The 18,179-nt window shown below is 71.0% G+C and carries 15 protein-coding genes, 1 pseudogene and 1 riboswitch; of the genes and pseudogenes, 7 read left to right on the forward strand and 9 right to left on the reverse strand.

Annotated elements, in window-relative coordinates; genetic code table 11:
• Window positions 1-42: 42 nt before the first annotated feature.
• Both F0U63_RS44615 and F0U63_RS44620 read left to right on the forward strand, forming a co-directional pair.
• Complete coding sequence (locus F0U63_RS44615; protein ID WP_395840808.1) at window positions 43-1,431, forward strand: hypothetical protein; 1,389 nt, start codon at window positions 43-45, stop codon at window positions 1,429-1,431.
• A gap of 18 nt (window positions 1,432-1,449) precedes the next feature.
• The gene (locus F0U63_RS44620) at window positions 1,450-1,794 is read left to right on the forward strand and encodes a histidine triad nucleotide-binding protein (protein WP_395840810.1); all 345 of its coding nucleotides are present in this window, start codon (window positions 1,450-1,452) and stop codon (window positions 1,792-1,794) included.
• A gap of 6 nt (window positions 1,795-1,800) precedes the next feature.
• Here the strand turns inward: F0U63_RS44620 and F0U63_RS44625 are convergent, their stop codons facing one another.
• Window positions 1,801-3,852 (reverse strand): chloride channel protein, encoded by a 2,052-nt coding sequence (locus tag F0U63_RS44625; protein WP_395840813.1) that lies wholly within the window; start codon window positions 3,850-3,852, stop codon window positions 1,801-1,803.
• A gap of 228 nt (window positions 3,853-4,080) precedes the next feature.
• Here F0U63_RS44625 and F0U63_RS44630 point away from each other — a divergent pair, with 228 nt between their 5' ends.
• Window positions 4,081-4,452 carry a hypothetical protein gene (locus tag F0U63_RS44630; protein WP_395840815.1) on the forward strand — a complete coding sequence of 124 codons (372 nt, stop codon included), beginning with the start codon at window positions 4,081-4,083 and terminating at the stop codon, window positions 4,450-4,452.
• 48 nt (window positions 4,453-4,500) lie between these two features.
• Here F0U63_RS44630 and F0U63_RS44635 read toward each other — a convergent pair whose 3' ends face one another.
• The 8 genes from F0U63_RS44635 to F0U63_RS44670 all read right to left on the reverse strand — a co-directional run bounded on the left by F0U63_RS44635 (window position 4,501) and on the right by F0U63_RS44670 (window position 16,001).
• Window positions 4,501-7,113, reverse strand: a complete 2,613-nt coding sequence (locus F0U63_RS44635) for a serine/threonine protein kinase (protein WP_395840818.1) — start codon at window positions 7,111-7,113, stop codon at window positions 4,501-4,503.
• A 101-nt stretch (window positions 7,114-7,214) separates the two neighbouring features.
• Entirely contained in the window at window positions 7,215-8,924 is a 1,710-nt protein-coding gene (locus F0U63_RS44640; protein WP_395840820.1) for an FHA domain-containing protein, read from the reverse strand.
• A 21-nt stretch (window positions 8,925-8,945) separates the two neighbouring features.
• Entirely contained in the window at window positions 8,946-9,437 is a 492-nt protein-coding gene (locus tag F0U63_RS44645) for a ubiquinol-cytochrome c reductase iron-sulfur subunit (protein WP_395840822.1), read from the reverse strand.
• A complete protein-coding gene (locus F0U63_RS44650) occupies window positions 9,434-10,132 on the reverse strand; it encodes a cell surface protein (RefSeq protein ID WP_395840824.1) in 699 nt (232 codons plus the stop codon). Before F0U63_RS44650 ends, F0U63_RS44645 begins: the two co-directional genes overlap by 4 nt.
• A complete protein-coding gene (locus F0U63_RS44655) occupies window positions 10,129-11,409 on the reverse strand; it encodes a hypothetical protein (protein WP_395840826.1) in 1,281 nt (426 codons plus the stop codon). The genes F0U63_RS44650 and F0U63_RS44655 overlap by 4 nt, the downstream gene beginning before the upstream one ends.
• Before the next feature lie 143 nt (window positions 11,410-11,552).
• Window positions 11,553-11,775: riboswitch (cobalamin riboswitch) on the reverse strand.
• Between the two features lie 84 nt (window positions 11,776-11,859).
• Window positions 11,860-13,428 (reverse strand): MXAN_6577-like cysteine-rich protein, encoded by a 1,569-nt coding sequence (locus F0U63_RS44660; protein ID WP_395840829.1) that lies wholly within the window; start codon window positions 13,426-13,428, stop codon window positions 11,860-11,862.
• Complete coding sequence (locus tag F0U63_RS44665; protein WP_395840831.1) at window positions 13,425-15,380, reverse strand: TonB-dependent receptor plug domain-containing protein; 1,956 nt, start codon at window positions 15,378-15,380, stop codon at window positions 13,425-13,427. Before F0U63_RS44665 ends, F0U63_RS44660 begins: the two co-directional genes overlap by 4 nt.
• Window positions 15,381-15,434: 54 nt before the next feature.
• Window positions 15,435-16,001 (reverse strand): FHA domain-containing protein, encoded by a 567-nt coding sequence (locus tag F0U63_RS44670; RefSeq protein ID WP_395840833.1) that lies wholly within the window; start codon window positions 15,999-16,001, stop codon window positions 15,435-15,437.
• A 270-nt stretch (window positions 16,002-16,271) separates the two neighbouring features.
• Between F0U63_RS44670 and F0U63_RS44675 the strand changes: the two genes are divergently transcribed.
• The 4 genes and pseudogenes from F0U63_RS44675 to F0U63_RS44690 all read left to right on the forward strand — a co-directional run.
• Window positions 16,272-16,529: a hypothetical protein gene (locus F0U63_RS44675; protein ID WP_395840835.1), complete on the forward strand. Its 258-nt coding sequence runs from the start codon at window positions 16,272-16,274 to the stop codon at window positions 16,527-16,529.
• Window positions 16,526-16,876 carry a ComEA family DNA-binding protein gene (locus F0U63_RS44680; protein WP_395840837.1) on the forward strand — a complete coding sequence of 117 codons (351 nt, stop codon included), beginning with the start codon at window positions 16,526-16,528 and terminating at the stop codon, window positions 16,874-16,876. The genes F0U63_RS44675 and F0U63_RS44680 overlap by 4 nt, the downstream gene beginning before the upstream one ends.
• A 534-nt stretch (window positions 16,877-17,410) precedes the next feature.
• Window positions 17,411-17,803 carry a hypothetical protein gene (locus F0U63_RS44685; protein ID WP_395840839.1) on the forward strand — a complete coding sequence of 131 codons (393 nt, stop codon included), beginning with the start codon at window positions 17,411-17,413 and terminating at the stop codon, window positions 17,801-17,803.
• Between the two features lie 105 nt (window positions 17,804-17,908).
• Window positions 17,909-18,035 (forward strand): annotated as a pseudogene (locus F0U63_RS44690) (IS3 family transposase); the annotation flags it as partial.
• Window positions 18,036-18,179 lie beyond the last annotated feature (144 nt).

An 18,179-nucleotide genomic window follows, 5' to 3' on the forward strand; every position in this document is an offset into this window, starting at 1 on the left:
GAACGGCTCCTCGCCCGGGCAGTCCTCCTGATGACGGTGGGGGTGGGAGCCGCACTCCGGGTGTGGCTGGCCCTCTCCGATGACGGGGTGTACTGGCCGGACGAAATCTACCAGAGCCTGGAGCCGGCCCACCGGCTCGTCTTCGGCTATGGGATGCGCGCCTGGGAGTTCATCGAGGGGGCGCGCAACTGGGCGCTGCCGGCGATGGTGGCCGCCCTCTTCAAGCTGTCCACCTGGCTGGGGCTGGACGAGCCCCGGGGGTACCTGGGCCTGACACGCGGGGTGTTCGCGCTCATCGGAGCGGCCACCGCCTGGGGCAGCGCGCGGCTGGCGCGGGCATATGGGGCGTCGGCGCTGGCGGCCGCGGCGGGGGCCTCGCTGTTCGCCCTCACCGCCGTGCCCCTCTACTTCGCCCCCCGCGCCCTGAGCGAGAACGCCTCCGCGCTGCCCGTGGTGCTGGGACTGGCGTTCGCGCTCGCCCCGGACGCCTCCCGGCGCCAGCGCCTGGTGGGGGCCTCGCTGCTGGGGCTCGCGGTGTTGTTGCGGCTGCAGACGGGCATCTTCTGCGTGGGCCTGCTCGGGGTGCTCGTGGCGCGGCGTGAGTGGCGCCAGGCGGGCGAGGCGCTGGCGGTGCTCGCCGGGTGGGCCCTGCTCTTCGGCCTGCTGGACTGGCTCACCTGGGGCCGGTGGTTCCACTCGGCGCGCGTCTACCTGGACTTCAACCTCGTGCAGGGCAAGGCCGCCACCTTCGGCACCGCCCCCTTCTCCTACTACGGCGACGTCCTCTGGCGGTCCATGGGCGCGCCCACCGCCGTGGCGCTCGGGCTGTCCCTGTTCGCCACGCGGCGGGCCCCGGGCCTGCTCGCCGTGGCCGCCGTCTTCGTCGCGCTCCACGCATGGCAGCCCCACAAGGAGCTGCGCTTCATCCTGCCCGTGCTGCCCCTGTTCGCCGCGCTCGCGGGCGTGGGCCTGGACACGCTGCTGCGCCACCTGCCTCCCTCGCCCGCGCGGCTCGCCCTGCCCCTGGTGGTGGTGGCGGTGGCGGGCGTCTCCGCCCTGCGCATGGGGCGGCTCACCTTCCAGGACCTGGGGCAGTACTCCGGAGCCAAGGCCCTCTCGAGCGCCTGGGACGACTTCGGGCCCCTCAACCGCCTGCTCATCCAGGCCGGCAAGCGCGAGGACCTGTGCGGCCTCAAGGTGGAGGCGGTGCACCTGGCCTGGTCCGGCGGCTACAGCTACCTGCACCGCGACGTCCCCCTCTTCCCGCACCACGCGGCGGGACGCGACTCGGGCTTCTACAACTACGTGCTCACCATGGCGGGCGCCGAGGGCGCGGGGCAGCGCGTGGCCGCAGAGGGCCCCTTCATCCTCGTGCGGCTGCCCCAGACGCACTGCGTGCCGGATCCGAACTGGACCTCGCGGCTGCCGTGAGGGTTAGACTGCGAGGCCATGTCCGACTGCCTCTTCTGCAAGATTCGCGACGGCCAGATTCCCGCCAAGGTCGTCTACCGTGATGAGCAGTGCCTCGCCTTCGAGGACATCAATCCCCAGGCGCCCACGCATGTGCTCTTCATCCCCCACAAGCACATCGCCACGGTGAACGACATCGCCCCGGAGGACCGCGAGGTGGTGGGCCAGCTCTTCGTCGCCGCCGCGAAGCTGGCGCGCGAGCGTGGCCACGCCGACAACGGCTACCGGGTGGTGATGAACACCCAGCGCGACGCCGGGCAGACGGTGTTCCACATCCACCTGCACCTGCTCGCCGGGCGCTCGCTGCACTGGCCCCCGGGGTAGGCCGCCCTACCGGGACAATTCCGTGGGGGAGAAGGGCGGCTCCTTCTGGCGGATGCGCCGCTCGCGCGCGAGGAAGCGCAGCAGACCCGCGCGCGTCACCACCCCCACCCGCCCCTCGCCGTGCACCGGCAGCGCATCCACCTCGTGCGCGTCCATGGCGCGCAGGGCCTCGCCCACCGGCGTCTCCACGGACACGGCGGGCACCCGCCTCACCCACCCCTCCACCGTGCCCCGGTCGGCCCGTAGCTCCCGGGCCTCCAGCACGCTCGCGCTCACCACGCCCAGCAACGTGCCCGCTGAATCGCGCACGGGCAGCGCCTTCTCGTGCGAGGCGAGCAGCCGCTCGCGCACCTCGGGCGCCCACGCCCCGGGCTCCACCGGTTCCATCCACGCCACCAGCACGTCCACGGGGAGGCGCCCGAGCGTGGCCGCGTCCACGCCCGCCCGCCGCTCCACCAGCGCGTGGCACAGCGCCGAGGCGATGGTGCACGTCACCATCAGCGGCAGGATGATGGCGTAGTTGCCGCTCAGCTCGTACACCATCATCAGCCCCGTCAACGGCCCGCGCGTGAGCGCCGCCACCGCCCCGCCCATGCCCACCATCGCGTAGGCGCCGCTCGGCGCGGTAATGCCGGGCAGCGCCGCGTGCATCACCTCGCCGAAGGCCCCGCCCGCCAGCGCCCCCATCACCGTCATGGGGAAGAACGTCCCGCCCGAGCCCCCCGAGCCCAGGGTCATCGCCGTCGCCACCAGCTTCAGCACGCAGCCCGTCGCCAGGAGCGACACGGACAGCGCCCGCACCGCCGCGTCGTTGATGGACTCGTGGCCCGTGCCCCACACCACCGGGTGCACCAGCGCCAGCCCTCCCACCACCAGACCCCCCAGCCCCGCCTTCACGAACAGCGGCAGCCGCCCCACCCGCGCGCTCCACCGGCCCTTGCCCTCGCCGTGGAAGAACGTCTCCACCCCGTGCAGCGAGCGGATGAAGGCGTACGCCAACAGCCCCGTCACCAGCCCCAGCAGCGCGTAGAAGACAATCTCCCAGCCACTCACCATGCTGTACGCCACGCGCCGCACCATGGGCGCGCTGCCCATGACGCCCCGGCCCACCAGCGTGGCGGTGACGCTCGCGAGGATGATGGGCGAGAAGACGCGCAGCTGGAACTCGCGCAGGATGATCTCCATCGCGAACAGGGCGCCGGCGATGGGCGCGTTGAAGGACGCGGCGATGCCCGCGCCCGCGCCACTGGCCAGCAGGATGGCCAGCTCGCGCCGCGTGAAGCCCAGCGTGCGGCCCACCTCCGAGCCGAACGCCGCGCCGCCAAAGACGATGGGCCCCTCGCGCCCCGCCGAGCCCCCCGTGCCGATGGTGATCGCGCTCGCCACCAGCTTGAGCACCCCGTCGCGCCCGGGCAGCCGGCCCTCGCGCTCCACCGCCTTCACCACCTCGGGCACGCCGTGGCCATGCGTCTCGGGACGGTCGCGCAGCACGCGGCCCACCAGCATGCCCCCCAACATGGGCAGCAACATCACCCACCAGGGCGGCAGGTGCCGCATCTCCCGCCCCACGTCATGCATGTGCCCAAGCACCGAGTTGGCCGCCGCCAACGCCACCAGCGGGTAGTAGAGCGACAGCGCCCCCAGCACCAGCAACCCCAGCACCTCCAGGCGGCGCTTCACCTGGCTTCTCGGGCCCCCCGGCTGGATGAGGCGCGAGAGCACCAACGCGCTCAGCCCGAGCGGAATCCCCACGAGGAGCAGCTCGAACTCCCAGCGCGCCTCGGCGAACGCCTGGCGCAGGGCCGCGCGGGTGGGCGAGTGGGCATCGAGCGCGTCGAGCAGCTTGGGAAAGCCCAGGGCCATTCCGCTCACCAGCCCGATGAGGTTGGCGAAGAGCCCCGCGGCCAGACCGCTGTAGAGGCCCACCAACGCCCCCGCCACCGGCAACACCGAGGGCCCCGGCAGGCGCAGCCGGTTGGTGAGCGCCAGCAGCCGCAACACCCACCGCTCCACGCGCGCCCACGTCCCCGGCCGCCCACCCTCCTCGATCGATTCCATGGGCTCTCGAGCACGCTGGGGTTGAGAGCCCACAACCTCATCACCGCGCCCGGGCGGGCACAGCCCCACCCCGGGACGACGTCCCACCGTCCGACACTCGCGCTGCCTTCCACCAACGCCTCTCACCAACCGGCCAGGCAACCCCCCGCTCCTGGCCTGCTCGCCTCGGGAGGAGGGCCTACCTTGTGAGCCAGGAAGACAAGACGGAGTTCCACCAGGAGGCAGACAATGTCGCGTTGGATGGGGTGGATGCTGGCGGTGGGCATGGGCGGCGCCCTCATGGCGGGCTGCAATGGGCCGGAGGCCTCGAAGCAGTCCGGCCGGTTCAACGAGCCCGTCCACCAGAAGTACCAGAGCCCGGCGGCCTCGGAGGCGGAGAGCGGGCAGGGAGGCTCGGGCAGCGCGGGCTCGGGCGTGACCCTGGACAAGGGCTGGAAGGATCACCCGGCGAACGAGGACAGCAACAAGGGATACGAGCGGGGTCCCTACGTCATCGATCAACCCCAGGCGGTACCCCGGGAGCGCCGGTCGGCGCCCTTCGGCGTGGGCGCGGGCACGGACTCGGCCCGGAGGATGGCCCAGGAGCAACTCAAGGAGTGATTTCCGGGCGCCGCGCCCCCGTCCATCCAGGGGAGGGGGGCGCGAGGCTCAGGAGCCATTCCTTCTCTTGGTGAGGTCGCGCTGGAGCTGCCTCACCTTGCCGAGCAATTGAGGGTCCTCGGCGTCCCCAGCCTGCTCCACCTGATGCTCGAGGCTTTCATAGCGGCTGCACAGGAAGCTGAGGTTGTCACACGCGATGACCCGGGTGAGCCGCTCGTAGGCGAGGCGCGTGCGGGCCCACTCCTTCTGCAACTCCGTCGCCCCCCGTGTGGCGCGCGGCTTGCGCCCCGTCGGGGCCTTGCTGGGAGCCGCCTCGGGTTCCGGTGACGGGGCCGCGAGGGGGAAGAGCAAATCCGACTCCATGACGGACTCGGACGACTCCGCGCCCGCGTCCAGCGCCATCCCCGCGTCCAGCGCCGTGCCCGCATCCGAGGCGGACCCGGAGGGGACGGCCCCGGGGGTGGACGAAGGCGCGGGGGGTACAACCTCCTCGCGAAGAGGCGCGGATGGCGGTGGAACGGCCGCGGGAGGCTCCACCTTGGGCGTGGGGCGCGCCAGGGAACGCGCGGGCGGCGGGCGCGGCGCGGGCTGCTGGGAGACGATGGAGGCCCAGAGACCCACGACCAGGAGCACGCCCAACAACACGAAGACCAGGGGCACCCACCGACGCCGGGGTCGCGCCGCACGTCTCCCCGCCACGGGCATGGAGGCGGTGGGCTCGCGCACGGACGGCAGGGACGGGGTCTCCTCCGTCCGCTCATCCCCCTCGTCCTCCGGCTCGAGGTCGTCCGGAATCGCCCTGCGCACGGACGAGGGGCGGGACACCCCCGTCGTCACCACGCGCCGGCGGGGAACGCGCGACCCACCGGACTTCGGCCGCTGCGACGGCGGCACGTCGTCCTCCTCCGTGTCGCGCAACAGCGACTCGTCGAGCACCACGCGTGGCTGGGTATCCTCGTGGTAGACGTCGCGAAGCACCACGCGCGGCTGGGTGTCATCCGTGCGCGCGAGCGGCATCTGGATGCGCGGCTGCGTGTCCTCCACCCCCAACCGCCCCTCCTCCGAGTCCTCGTGCAGGTCGGTCCCGACATACGCCGGTTCCTCCTCCGGCCGCGCGTCGGGCTCGGACGGCTCGCGCTCCTCCGTCTCGAACAACATGGGAGGAGACATCGGCTGATCCCGCCACCGCTCGGGGCTCGGCGCCTGCTCGGGAGGAAGCGGCTCCTCGGGAGGAAGCGACTCGGACCAGCCCGGCGTGTCCTCGATGGGCGGCGGCACATCCTCCAGGGTGCGCGGCATCATCCCCTCGAGGAAGGCCGGAGGCGGCTCCGGCACGGCCTTCATCTCGTCCAGCGTCGGCACGTGGGAGCCCGAGGGCCGCTCGCTCCGGGACTCCTCGATGGCTTCCAGGGGAACGGCGGGCCGCGTGGGCCCCTCCAACACGGCGCCGGGAGCCGTGGGCTCCTCCATCGCCACGGCCGGCCGCGTCTCGCCCTCGTCACGCCCGGCGGCGCCCTCGCGCGTGCGCGGCGTGGGCTTGAAGGACAGCGGCTCGACGGGCCCATCCAGGCGGATCGTCTTCGGCGGCAACATGGGCACGGACCGTGGCGGCGCGCCCTCCGGCACACCCGCTGCCTCGGGCTCCGGCTCGGGCACCCGTCCCACCTCGCGCAACATCACCAGCATCCGCCGCTCGGTCAGGTACTCCGAGGCGAACAGCTCCTGCATGTACCGGCTGATGGACTCCGGACCCGAGGCGGAGTCCAGCTCCAGCAGGCACGCGTTGAGCCGGCCGCGCAGCTCCTCCGCCGCCTGGAAGCGCTGCGCCGGCTCCACCGCCAGAGCCTTCATCACCAGCTGCGACACCGAGTCCGGCACCCCGGGCGCCACCTGGGACAGGGGCGGGATGTTCGGGTGCGCCACCGCGGACATCAGCTCGCCGGGCGGCAGCGAGTCGAAGGGGTTCTTCCCGGACAGCAGCTCGTACAGACACAGGCCCACCGCGTACAGGTCGCTTCTGCGGTCCACCGGCAGGTGCCGGGCCTGCTCGGGCGACATGTAGAGGAACTTGCCGAGGATGATGCTCGGGTTCGTCTTGGCCGCGCTCAGCCGGCTCTTGGCCAGCCCGAAGTCGATGACCTTCACCTCCCCCTCGTAGGAGATGAGGATGTTCTGCGGCGAGATGTCCCGGTGCACCAGGTTCAGCTCGCTCTCGTCATCCCCCTTCTTGCGGTGCGCGTAGGCGAGCGCGTCCAGCACCCGCCCCATCACGAACAGCACGAAGGTGAGCGGCAGCGGCATCTGCCGGTCCCTCGCCCGCGCCGCCACCTTGCGCAGATCCTTGCCGTCCACGTACTCGAGGGCCATGTACGCATCGCCCTCGTGCAGCCCCATGTCCAGCACCTGCGCGATGGAGCCGTGCGTGAGCTTCACCAGCGTGCGCGCCTCGCCCACGAAGCGCTCGACGAACTCCGGATCCTCCGCGAGCTGCGGCAGGATCTTCTTGATGACGCACAGCTTCTCGAAGCCCTGCATCCCCTCCAGCCGCGCGAGGAAGATCTCCCCCATGCCGCCCGTGGCCAGCTGGGTCAGCAACGTGTAGCGGCCAAACGGCACCGGCCGGAACGGGCGCAGTCGCGCATTCGAGGACGACGGATTCATGCCGGGGGCGGGGCACTCATGCTCAACAAGGGGGCCTCATGCTCGCACTGATTCGGGGCGGAGCGCGAGTCTCCACCTCCATTTTTCCACCCAGACCTACCTCAGCGCACACCGGGGTTGGTGAGCTGACCGACGTCCTCGTCGAGGACCTCGAAGGCGGCCACCTTGTCACGCGGGGGACGGAGCAGGCGCTCGCCCAGGGGGACGACGTCGAAGCGGGCGCCGGTGACGGCGAGCGTCTTGCCGGTGACGAGCAGCTGGCCGGGCTCGGCGGAGCCAGCGAGCCAGGTGGCCACGTTGACGCCCTCGCCCACGGCGCACAGCGAGGGGCGCGAGTCGGGACCCACCATGCCCACCAGGACCTTGGCGGTGTTGACGCCGATGCGCAGCGCGCACCGCTCGTCCGCGGGGCGGCGCGCCATGTGGCGGTCCCAGTCCGAGCGCAGGGCGAGCGCGGCGCGCACCGCGTGCACGGCATCATCCGGCCGGGTCTGCAGGGCCCCGAAGATGGCGCGCATCGCATCGCCGAGCAGGCCCTCCAGGGCGCCCTCGAAGCTGAAGACGAGGCCCCCCAGCCGCGAGTGGAAGTCGTTGAGCAGCACCGAGGCGCGCGCGGGCCCTAGCCGGGCGCCCAGCGCGCCGAAGCTCGCGAGCTCCACGTGGACGATGCTCACCGTGCGCTCCTCCAGGCCCTGGGGCCGGGAGCCCGAGCGCAGGGCCTCGGTGGCGCGCCGCTCGGCCACGTCGGGGGCGTGGAAGCGCTCCAGGTGGTGGCGCAGCGGAGGGCCGGAGCTGGACGCCGCGGGCGCGGAGAACTTCTGGATGCCGGTGGACACCAGGTGCGCCACGGCGGTGCAGGCGTCGAGCATCACCTCCAGCTCCGTGTCGCTGCGCGCCGAGGTGTTGATGTAGAGCACGCCCGCGAACGTGGGCTCGCTGCCCAGGGGGATGCAGAGCACCCGGTCCACGCCGTAGAGGATGACGCTCTCGCGGCTGGCGAAGCGGCGGTCGTCGCGCACGTCCCCCACCAGCAGGGCGCGGCCCTGGCGCAGCGCCTCGTCGATGATGGCGTCCGAGACGGGCACCTCGCCCTGGGACAGCTTGCCCCGGTGGCGCACGGAGGCGGGCACCAGCACGCCCGTGGGGTGGCGCAGGAGCACCACGGCGGTGGTGGCGTCGATGCGCTGGAGCAGCCGGTCCATCGTGGACTCGAGGAAGGACGTCAGATTCGTGGCGGTGGCGAGCGTCTCCGCGGTGCGGAAGAGCAAGAAGATCGTCTCGGCGAGTCCGCGCTGGGGCTGGGGCGCCGCGGTGGGCGGCGCTGGCGCGATGGGCGCCGCGGCCAGGGGAGGAGACGAGTCGCCCCAGGGCGTTGAGATGTTGTCGAGCGCCCGCAGCAGATCCACGTCCTTGATGTTCTTGGCGAGCAGGACGGAGGGGCCCACGTCGTCGCCGTGGCCGAAGCGGCGCACGCCTCCGGCGCCCAGGTCCACCATCTCCGTGGCGGCGTTCTCCAACTGCTGCGCCTGGCGCACCGACACGGAGTTCTCCCCCAGGGAGATGGTGTCGCCGGGGTGCAGGTCGGCGCTGCCCTGGAAGAGGGTGCCGTTGAGGCGGCTGCCGTTGCGGCTGCCCAGGTCCTCCACGCGCAGGTGGTCGCCCTCCAGCACGAGCCGGGCATGCCGCCGCGACACGAGATCGCCTCCCAGGACGATGTCGTTCTCATCCGCTCGGCCGAGGTAGGTGACACCCTCGGGCAATTCGTAGGAAGTATCGAAGTAACCCGGGCCGTTGATGATGATCTGCCACATCGCACCCGGCAGCCTACACGATCAGCGCGCCCGGGAGATCCACACCGAGTCGCCCACCCGGGCCGTCGCGAAGGTCTTCAGGGGCCGGGTGGCGGGACCGCGCAGCACCCGGCCGTCCTCCCCGAAGCGCGAGCCGTGGCACGGACACTCGAGGAGCGACTCGCCAGGCTTGTAGGCCACCAGACAGTCCCCATGGGAGCAGATGTGCCAGACCGAGGCGAAGCAGCCCGACGCGGTGTGCATCACCACCACGTCGAGCAGCGCCTCGGGCACCCGCACCACGGCCGAGCCCCCCGGCTCGCGCAATTCCGGGTGGTCGGCGAGCCGCACCTCCACCCAGCCTTCGGCGGTGGAGCCGGGCGTGACGCCACACGTCGTGGCGTCGGAGTCCCCCTCCCCCTCCCGAGGGCCACACCCGGCGCACAGGGCCGCCAGGGCACAGGTGCCCTGGACGAGCGAGCCCAGCACGCGCCGGCGGGGGAGCACCAAGGGAGGAGGGAGCGGCCGCGTCATGGCGTCTGGCAGAGGGCGTAGCCGTTCACCACGGCGACCGCGTCCAGGTCGAACCCCGAGGAGGGGGCGCCATTGGGATTGTTCCCGCTGTCGCGCACGCGGACGAAGCGGGCCCGGGGCACGCCCAGGGTGGCCAGGTCGAAGCCATTGCCCCCCGCCACCGCGGGATCCGTGGCGCTCACCCCATTGGCCGGCGAGGAGTACACGGGCGTGGTGCCCGCGCAACCGGGGTACCCCCCCGCCGCGTCCGTGGAGGCGCAGGGGAACTCGTGCCACGTCTGGCCATCCTCGCTCACCGAGACGATGCCCCGCTCCGTGTAGGGGCCGCTGGGGCTGATGAAGACGTTCTCGAAGACGAGCAGGTCCACGCCCGGGCCGTCCACCACGCCGATATCGGTGAACTCGAGGACGATCTCTCCCCCGCGACCCAGCGAGAGGACATCCAGCGAGCCCAGGTCCGCGCCCGCTCCCTGGGGAGGTCCGAGCACGATGCCGGGGAAGTCTTGCTGGCCAAAGCCCGCGTTCGGGCCGGGCGAATAGGACACCACCCGATCGGCGAACGGCTGGGGCTCCGCCGGGCATGCCGCGAGGACCTGGGCCTCGTCCTGGAGAGAAGCCCCCCCACAGCCCGTGGCGAGCACGGGAAGGAGGAGCCAGGCGCCCCCGGACAGCCGGGGAACGAGCGAGCGCATCACGGCGTCTCCGCGTGGAGGCGCACGAGCCGGCGGCCGTTCTTGTCCTCCACGCCGACGAGCAGGTCCTCGGCCAGGGGGGCCATGGCCACCACGCTGGTGCAGGTATTGTTGCTCTGGGTGAGCACCGCCTTGAGGTCCCCCGCGGTGACGCCCTTCCCGTCGCTGCCCGCCGGGCTCAGCGCGATGCGCGAGACGTCATGGGTGAGCTGCTCGTAGGACTCCGAATAGACGCCACGATGGAGCGCCACCCCCGCCCCGAAGCCGGCGGCATAGAACAGGTCGGACCCCGCGTAGATCTGGGGCGTGTTGGCGCCCGACAGCTCCAGGCTCGTCCCCGCCGCCAGGGCGGGCGCGTACGTCTCGGGGGACACCGCGTGCAGGACGTTGTTGCTGCCGTAATAGCCAAGGACGACGATCTTGTTGGTCGCCAACGCGTTGAAACCGCTGGCGCTATTGGCGACCGGGAACGTGGCCAGCCTCGACACCGAGAAGGGGGTGCTCTGCGTCTTGAGGGCATAGACGGCGCTGCCCGTCTCGCTCGCGCCCTCCAGAGCCAGCCCGTTGAGGAGGAAGGCCCCGTCCAGGCCCACGGCGGAGAAGTTGCCCCTCGCGGAGAGGTACGTGGACGTGTTGGTCACCGTATCGTAGACAGCCACCTTGCCGGAGACATCACCCAGGGTATAGCCCGCCATCAAGCGGACGCCATCACTGGCGAGGTAGCTGCTGACATAGGCGGCCTGCGTCACCTCGGCGGGGACGATGGGGTAGAGGGGCGTGGTGCTGGCCGCGACATTCGGCCAGGTGCCAAGCGCATAGACGCTCTTGTCCGAGTTCACGCCGTACACCGTGTACGAACCCGAGGCCCCCTCCACCGCGGTGATGACGCCGATGCCCGTGGGCAGAGCAGCGGACTCGACGACACTGAAGCCCGGCTGGAGTTGCAGGGTGCCGAGCTGCGCGTCATGCGGCAGATCCGCGCACGCCGTGGGCTCCGTTCCAGCATCCGTTCCAGCATCCGACCCCGCGTCCGGAGTGGGCTCCGTCCCCGCGTCCGAGCCCGTCCCGGGCGTCTCGGGAACGACATCCTTCACCACGCAGGTGCTGGCCTCACACACGTACTGCTTGCCCGCCCCGGGGCTTCCATTCTTGTTCTGGCAGTCGAAACGATCCACGCACTCCGGGCCATTGCAGCCCACCACCATCAAGCCAAACGCCGCGGCTCCCACCGCCATCACGACCTGACTCAGCGAGCGCGACTTCTTCATCTCCGTCATCATCCGCGTCCTGCTCCTTGCCCCCTCGGGCGCAACGGCTTCACGGCGGGAGTGGATGCGAAATGAGCGCTCGGGCGCGGCCGTGAGAGGACGCACACGATGGTTCATCCGCTGCCCCCCCTCGGAAGCATCGGTATGGGCCGTGCCCACCGGCACGGGTCCCTGGCAGGTCTTCGGACTCACGGGCATGGGAGGCTCTCGACAGGGCCCCCTTCCTACCGGCTGTCGCTTCCCAGCCCTCACCAGAGGACCAGTGCCTTCTCTGACAGCGTTCGTTCCCGTTCACCGCTGCGGGGCAGTCCCGGAGTCACACCGGGTTCCCTCAAGCCTCCACCGCCCGGTGGAAGAACCAAGGACGGCAGCGGGGATAGGGTCGCGGAGGCACCTTTGTCAAATCAGTTGTCCGTGACGCGCGGCGCCGCACGGAGAATGCAACGTATCCATCAGAACAGCTCACGGCAGGGCGATGACATCACTGACGAGCGAGGGGCCCGAGCTTCGGGGACAGAGGGCCAATTCCTTGCGCTCCACGAGCGTGTCTCCCACGAGCTCGATGATGAAGACGCGGCCCGCGTTGTTGTCGCCCACGTAGGCCCGGTGGCCCACCAGGGCGAAGCGTCCCGCCGAGGGCAGCGGACACGACGTCGCTTCCGGACAGCCCAGCGCGAGCGAGTCCAGCACACGGCCATCCGCGCCGAGCAGCACCAGGCCCGTGCCGCGCACGTCCGTGAGGTTGAAGTCGACGTCATAGGTGGCGGCACCACCACAGCTCACGAGCAGCCGCTCGCCCACGGGAAGAACCCAGTAGGGATTGAGACACGCCTCGCCCAGCGCGAGCAGTTCCACCGCGCGGGTGCCCGGGTCGATCCGGGCGAGGAACCCGGGGCCTCCGGCGGAGTAGTCGCGCGCATCCAGGTTGCCCAGCGCGGCGTACACCCGGCCCTGGAGCGAGGTGATGCCCGCGGGCGCGGGGAGCGTGGTGCGGCCGGGAAAGGGGCGCAGGGCCTCGCCCGAGGGCAGCACGAAGGTGTCCGTGATGACGGGCGCGGTGGGCTCCGCCACCGAGACGCGCACCACCCGGCCTCCCGCGGAGGCGTCCCCCTGGAGGTTGCCGAGGAGCGTGACATACGCGTCCGGCCCCTCCAGGGTGAAGGCATACGGATTGGTGTTGGCGCCGAAGTTCACACTGCCCACGTTGGTGAAGGGAATGCCCGTGGGGAAGCGGGGGCCCGGACCCGGAGCGGGCTCGCCGTCGCGCCGCAGCACCTGCAACGTGTTGCTCGTGGAGTTGAGGATGTAGACGAAAGGCTCGCGCACGAGCACCTGATTGGGGACCTGTCCGGTCAGGGTGCGCGCGGGCAGCTCGCCGTAGTCGGAGAGCCGGGCCTGGAGCAGCCGCGAGGACACATCCACCACGAGCAGCACGTCCTGCATGGGCGCGAGGGACACGGGGCTCGTGCCCACCCGCACCGCGGGCCCCCTCACGTCCGCCCCCGCCTGGATGCCCACCACCTGCCCGGTGTTGAAACACGCGGCGACGACGTCATCCGTGCATAGGCCGCCGTGACAGCTCCGAGCGTCCGCGCACACGCTCCCGCAGGCGCCACAATGGAAGGCATCCGTCCGCACGTCCACGCACGAGCGCCCGCAGAGCGAGGAGGAGGCCAGGGTACACGCGGCCTTGCACTCGCCCCGCTCGCACACCTGCTCGGGGCCACACGCCACGCCGCCCGCGCCCGCGCACCCGCCACAGTGCGCCGGGTCCGACGCCGTCACGACACACTCCCCGCCGCACCGCACCGCCCCCGCCCGGCACTCACAGGCGCCCTCGACACACTGCTGCGTGGCGGAACAGGCCACCCCGCACGCACCACACTGGGACGAGGAGCTGGAGAGATCCACGCACGCGTCTCCGCAAGCGCTCAGGCCCTCGGAGCACAACGGCCCCTCGTCCGGACACCCCGCCAGCACGAGGCACAGGAACACCGCGAGGACCAGCCCCCCACATCGCATCGGCGTCATGGCGTCTTCCTTCCCGGCTCGAACGCGCCCGACACGGACACGTACACGGCGCGGCCTGGCAGCGGATAGCCCACGAAGTCCTCGGCGCGCGCGTCGAGCAGGTTGCGCACCTCGAGGGACACGGTGAGCTCCGGGCGCGAGCCGAAGGTGCTGGACACCCCCGTGTGGACGAAGGCCCGGCCGGGCAGGGTCAGCACGCCGTCCCGAGACAGCGCGTGGGCCGACTGGGCCAGCACCTCCACGCGCCCCATGAGCCACCGGGGGCCCGCCAGCACCCGCGCGAACAGCTTGTGCCGGGGCCGGTAGGGCAGCTCGCGCAGGTAGAAGCGCCCGTCGCGTTGCAGATCATCCGACACGGTGAGCGTGTAGCTCAACGCGCCCGAGAGGAACGGATGGGGCCGCCACTCCCCCTCGGCCTCGAGCCCCACCACGCGCGCCCGGACGAAGTTGTAGGGCCGGGCCGCTCCGGGAGGATAGGCCTCGTAGGAGATGAGATCCTCGTAGAGGCTCGCATAACCCCCCACCGAGGCGGAGGACACCTCCGAGCGATGCACCACCGCCGCGTCCGCGTACAGCGCGCTCTCGGGGCGCAAGCCCGGGTTGGGCAGGAGCGTGCCCTGGCGCACGTACAACTCCAGGAAGGACGGCGCGCGGTGGGCCCGTCCCACGTTGGCCCGCAGCTCGAGTCCCACGGGCAGGAGCAGCGTGGCGCCCAGCTTCGGCGACCACAACGTGTAGGGCCCCGCCTGCTCCACGCGCACCGAGGGCGCGATCGTCAGGCGCTCGTCCCACGCCCGCACCTCGTCCATCGCCATGACACTCGCGCGGAACCACGCGGGCTCGCCTCCGGAGGCCGCGGCCGTCTCCGCAGCGGACACGGCCTCGCCCCCCATGCCCACCAGCGCGGACAGCGCGTGCCGCCCCCAGCGCTTCCGCCCCTCCGCCTCCACGCTCCCCACCCGCTGCACCTGCGCCGGTGTCCCGCCCCACGCGCCTCCGTCGAGCGCCAGCCCGTCCCGCCGGTAGTACGCGCGCACCTCCACGCTCCCGCCTCCCGGCAACGCGCCCGCGAGCCGCACCGTCGCCGAGCCCCGGCGCGCGGACTGCCTCGCGTCCACGCTCGGGTTCTGCGCGGTGCCCGCGAGCCCCCGCCCATCGAGCGACAGCTCGCCCAGCGCGTCTACGGAGAAGCCCCCGCCCAGTTCACGCCGCAGCCGCAGCAGACCCCCCGCCCCATGGGCATCGTTGTTCGCGCGCCGCGACTCCACGAGAGCGTCCCCGGGCAGCGTGGGACTCGGATCGAAGAGGTAGCGGAAGTTGCCGCGCGACAGGCCGCCGTGGAGCAACAGCAGCACCTCGTTGCCCGCGATCGGCCCCGTGGCGGACAGCCAGCCCACCGCCGTGTCCCAGCTCCCATACGACAGCTCACCCGCCACGCGCGCGGTTTCACCCGGACGGCGGGTGATGATGTTGATGACGCCGCCGAGGCCTCCCGAGCCGTAGCGCGCCCCGGCGCCGCCGCGCAGCACCTCGATGCGCTCGGCCAGTGCCACGGGCACGCGCGACACGTCCGCGATCCCTCCGGCTCCGTTGAGCGGAATGCCATCGAGCAGCACCAGCGTCCCATTCGAGGACGCCCCGCGCACCACCACGGCCTTGCTCTGTCCGTAGCCACCCGAGTCCTGCACCACGACGCCGGGCGCGGTAGACAGCAGCGCCGCGGTGTCGCGCGCCGCGCCCGCGCCCTCCTCGGCGTCGATCACCGTCAGGGCCCCACTGGGATCACGCCGCGAGGCGGAGTCCGCGGGCTCGGAGACGGGACGCGCCTCCTCCACCTCCACGGTGGGAACGCGGAAGGGCTCGCCTCGCGGACCAGGAGCCTCGGGAGGCTGGGCGAGGACGGACGCGCTCGTGCCGAGTGCCAGGCACCCGGCGAGGGAAGACCACCGCATGGGCCCGCCTTCCCGCTCGAGGACCCGGCATGGGCCCCCAGGGGCGTGCCTTTCCTAGGGGGCTTCCCCCTGGCGCGTCAAGAAACTCTCGGGCACGGGCGTGGGCGTGGCGCGCGAGTGACGCGCCAACCAATCGAGAATGAACTGATTGAAGGCGGAGAACTGGAGGAAGGTGGCCATCACGTCCCCGAAGCGCAGCGAGGCCCGCTCGAAGAGCGGCGACGGGCGGCCGGGGATGAGCAGGGTGCCATTCTGCCAGGTGCCGTTGTGGCTGCCGCTGTCGGAGACGTACCACATGCCCGTCTGTGCCTCCTCGTTGAAGGAGGCATGCACACGAGACACGGTGGGATCCTCCACCATGATGTCGCTGTCGAGCGTGCGGCCCAGGACGATGCCCGTGGAGGGCGTCACCACGTGCGAGCGCTTGCGCACCTCGAGCACCAGCGGCTCGGCGACCGTGGGGCGGCGCAGGGACAGCCCCGTCATCGTCCTGCGGGAAAAGGCGGGACCGACGCCCACGGGAGTGGCCTCCCACACCAGCACCGGCCAGCACACCGCGCGCCGCACGGACTGGGGATCATCCAGGAACTGAGACGCGAGGGTGGAGAACTTCAGATGCACGGTTCCTGCCTCCAGCTCATGTGGCGAGGGCACCAAGGTGTGCACGGTTTTCAACCGCGCTAGCCCCCATGACGCGGTGGGACGCGGGAGCACAACGGGGCTCCGGGTGGTGGGAGCGCGCCCCGGCTCCGTCCTCGCGCCGGGATGGAAGAGGCCGGCGTGTACGCCTCGCGCGGGTGTCCTCCGAGGTGGGCCGCGCTGGCATGACCGCTGCTGTGGGGCGAAGGACCGCGCCACTCCAGGCGCGGGAGCGGGACAAAGGATCAGACGATGTTGACGGCGGGAAAGCGGTTGGCGGTGTTCTCCATCCGCGAGGGCAAGGGCGGGAGCATCTGGGTGCGGGCGGGCAGCGCGTTCGTGAACAAGGACGGCTCGCTCAATGTGTTGCTGGACGTGCTGCCCCTGGACGGCAAGCTGCACGTGCGCGAGGCGGCGGACAAGAAGGACTCGGCGGGAGCGGGCGGGGGCGGACGCTACGGCGTGGAGGGTGGACTGGACGCGCTGTCGGCGGCGGGTGGCCACTCATGAGAGGGCAAGCGGGCTGGTGCGTGGTGGTGCTCGCGCTCGTGGGGGTGCTCGGGGCGGTGGACGCGGAGGCGGCGGGCGCGAAGTGGCGTACCCAATACACGGGCCAGGTGAACCTGAACGAGGCGACGCGCGAGCAGTTGGACGCGCTGCCGAGCGTGGGGGCCAAGGCCGCCCAGCGCATCATCGCCTTCCGGGAGAAGCGGCCCTTCAAACGGGTGGAGGAGCTGGTGCGGGTGAAGGGCTTCGGTAAGAAGCGCTTCCTCCAGCTCAAGCCCTACCTCACGCTACAGGGCGCCACGACCCTCAAGGCCGAGCGCGTACGTGCGGAGGAGCCCGGCAAGGGCTGAGCATGCCTCAGGGGCCAGCTCGGACGAGGCGCGGACAGCGCCTCGGCCGCCTCGGTCAGGGTCAGGTCGAGCGTGAGTTGCAGAGGCTGCACGGGCGTGGCGGTCGAACACCACGGTTGGCAGCCCTGCGCGCGTAGTGGATTGCCCATGATCTCTTCCACATCCCACGTCAGTGCTCATTGGGACACGCTCCCCGGAGAGAGCTGGCGGCGTTGAAGGTCATGCACAGAGCCGAAAACGTTTGTTACCTACCGCAATCGGATGGGTGACGTTGTCGGAGAACACCTGACCCACTAGGGTATCTTGCGTCGGTCCGTAGGATCCGCGCGGACGGAACGGGTGGTTGGCGACCAGTAGGGGGAGCAAGGCCGTACTGAATTTATGTACAGCCCCCCCCCCCCCCCCCCCCTCCTAACGCTGTAAACACCTGATATTGCTGGGTTTTTCCTACCAAGGAAACAAGGCGTGGTTGGGAATGATGGCACATACCCCATGGGTAGCCCCGCAGCGACACCAACCAGGCCTTCACTCACAATGACCTACAATAGGAACTTTGATGTTGATGCCGTCCTCCAGACCATGGAGGCCATGAGCAGACACCACGCCGAGGGAACGCCGGAGGACGAGGCACTCCGGGTTTGTGCGACCGCGCTGCTCTTCGTCCGCGATGAAGCCAAGAAGCTCGAAGAGCTTCGCGAATTTTTTCGCAAAATCACGACCCCGGCGATTGTAGGCGTCCAGGTCGCACACACGTTCGCCTCGCGACAAGAGGCGGACGCGTGGCTGGCGAGTGGAACCGCAACCGATGGCCAGCTCGTCAGAGTCGCCGGACAGGGCTTCACGGTGGTGGACCATGGACCGAAGGGGCTAAAGCTCGTCCGGATACCGCTACCGGAAGAACTGACGCCTCACAAGCCAGAGCATTAAAGGGTGTTGAACCGTCCCGCGGAAGCCGCTGGGAGCAGTAATTGACGAGGCAGAGCGAAGCCATCAGGTTACTCGCCTGGTGCGCGGCCAGCTCGTGCGTGAATTGCACGAGAGGCACTCTTCGACTACATCGAGGTCTTCTACAACCGGCAGCGGCGGCATTCGACCCTGGGGCTATGTCAGTCCAGTGGATTTTGAACTCGCGGCCTTACCGCCAAGGTTGGCAGCATAACCCCACTGTCCACGTAGGCGGCTCAATCCCATACGTCCCCCATCGTCTGGACGAGATGGAGGTAGAGCGTTTCGTGATTGTCGAAGCCAGCGGCGACCAGGGTGTGGATCTCGTTCACGACAGGATCGGGCAGCACCATGCGCG

Source organism: Cystobacter fuscus, from assembly GCF_044360685.1.
GTDB classification, from domain to species: Bacteria; Myxococcota; Myxococcia; order Myxococcales; family Myxococcaceae; genus Cystobacter; species Cystobacter fuscus_C.

Bases quoted from the DNA above. Each gene is read 5' to 3' on its own strand.
- F0U63_RS44620 (WP_395840810.1), top strand. From the start codon at position 1,450: ATGTCCGACTGCCTCTTCTGCAAGATTCGCGACGGCCAGATTCCCGCC.
- F0U63_RS44625 (WP_395840813.1), bottom strand. From the start codon at position 3,852: ATGGAATCGATCGAGGAGGGTGGGCGGCCGGGGACGTGGGCGCGCGTG.
- F0U63_RS44630 (WP_395840815.1), top strand. From the start codon at position 4,081: ATGTCGCGTTGGATGGGGTGGATGCTGGCGGTGGGCATGGGCGGCGCC.
- F0U63_RS44635 (WP_395840818.1), bottom strand. From the start codon at position 7,113: ATGAATCCGTCGTCCTCGAATGCGCGACTGCGCCCGTTCCGGCCGGTG.
- F0U63_RS44640 (WP_395840820.1), bottom strand. From the start codon at position 8,924: ATGTGGCAGATCATCATCAACGGCCCGGGTTACTTCGATACTTCCTAC.
- F0U63_RS44645 (WP_395840822.1), bottom strand. From the start codon at position 9,437: ATGACGCGGCCGCTCCCTCCTCCCTTGGTGCTCCCCCGCCGGCGCGTG.
- F0U63_RS44655 (WP_395840826.1), bottom strand. From the start codon at position 11,409: ATGATGACGGAGATGAAGAAGTCGCGCTCGCTGAGTCAGGTCGTGATG.
- F0U63_RS44660 (WP_395840829.1), bottom strand. From the start codon at position 13,428: ATGACGCCGATGCGATGTGGGGGGCTGGTCCTCGCGGTGTTCCTGTGC.
- F0U63_RS44665 (WP_395840831.1), bottom strand. From the start codon at position 15,380: ATGCGGTGGTCTTCCCTCGCCGGGTGCCTGGCACTCGGCACGAGCGCG.
- F0U63_RS44675 (WP_395840835.1), top strand. From the start codon at position 16,272: ATGTTGACGGCGGGAAAGCGGTTGGCGGTGTTCTCCATCCGCGAGGGC.
- F0U63_RS44680 (WP_395840837.1), top strand. From the start codon at position 16,526: ATGAGAGGGCAAGCGGGCTGGTGCGTGGTGGTGCTCGCGCTCGTGGGG.
- F0U63_RS44685 (WP_395840839.1), top strand. From the start codon at position 17,411: ATGACCTACAATAGGAACTTTGATGTTGATGCCGTCCTCCAGACCATG.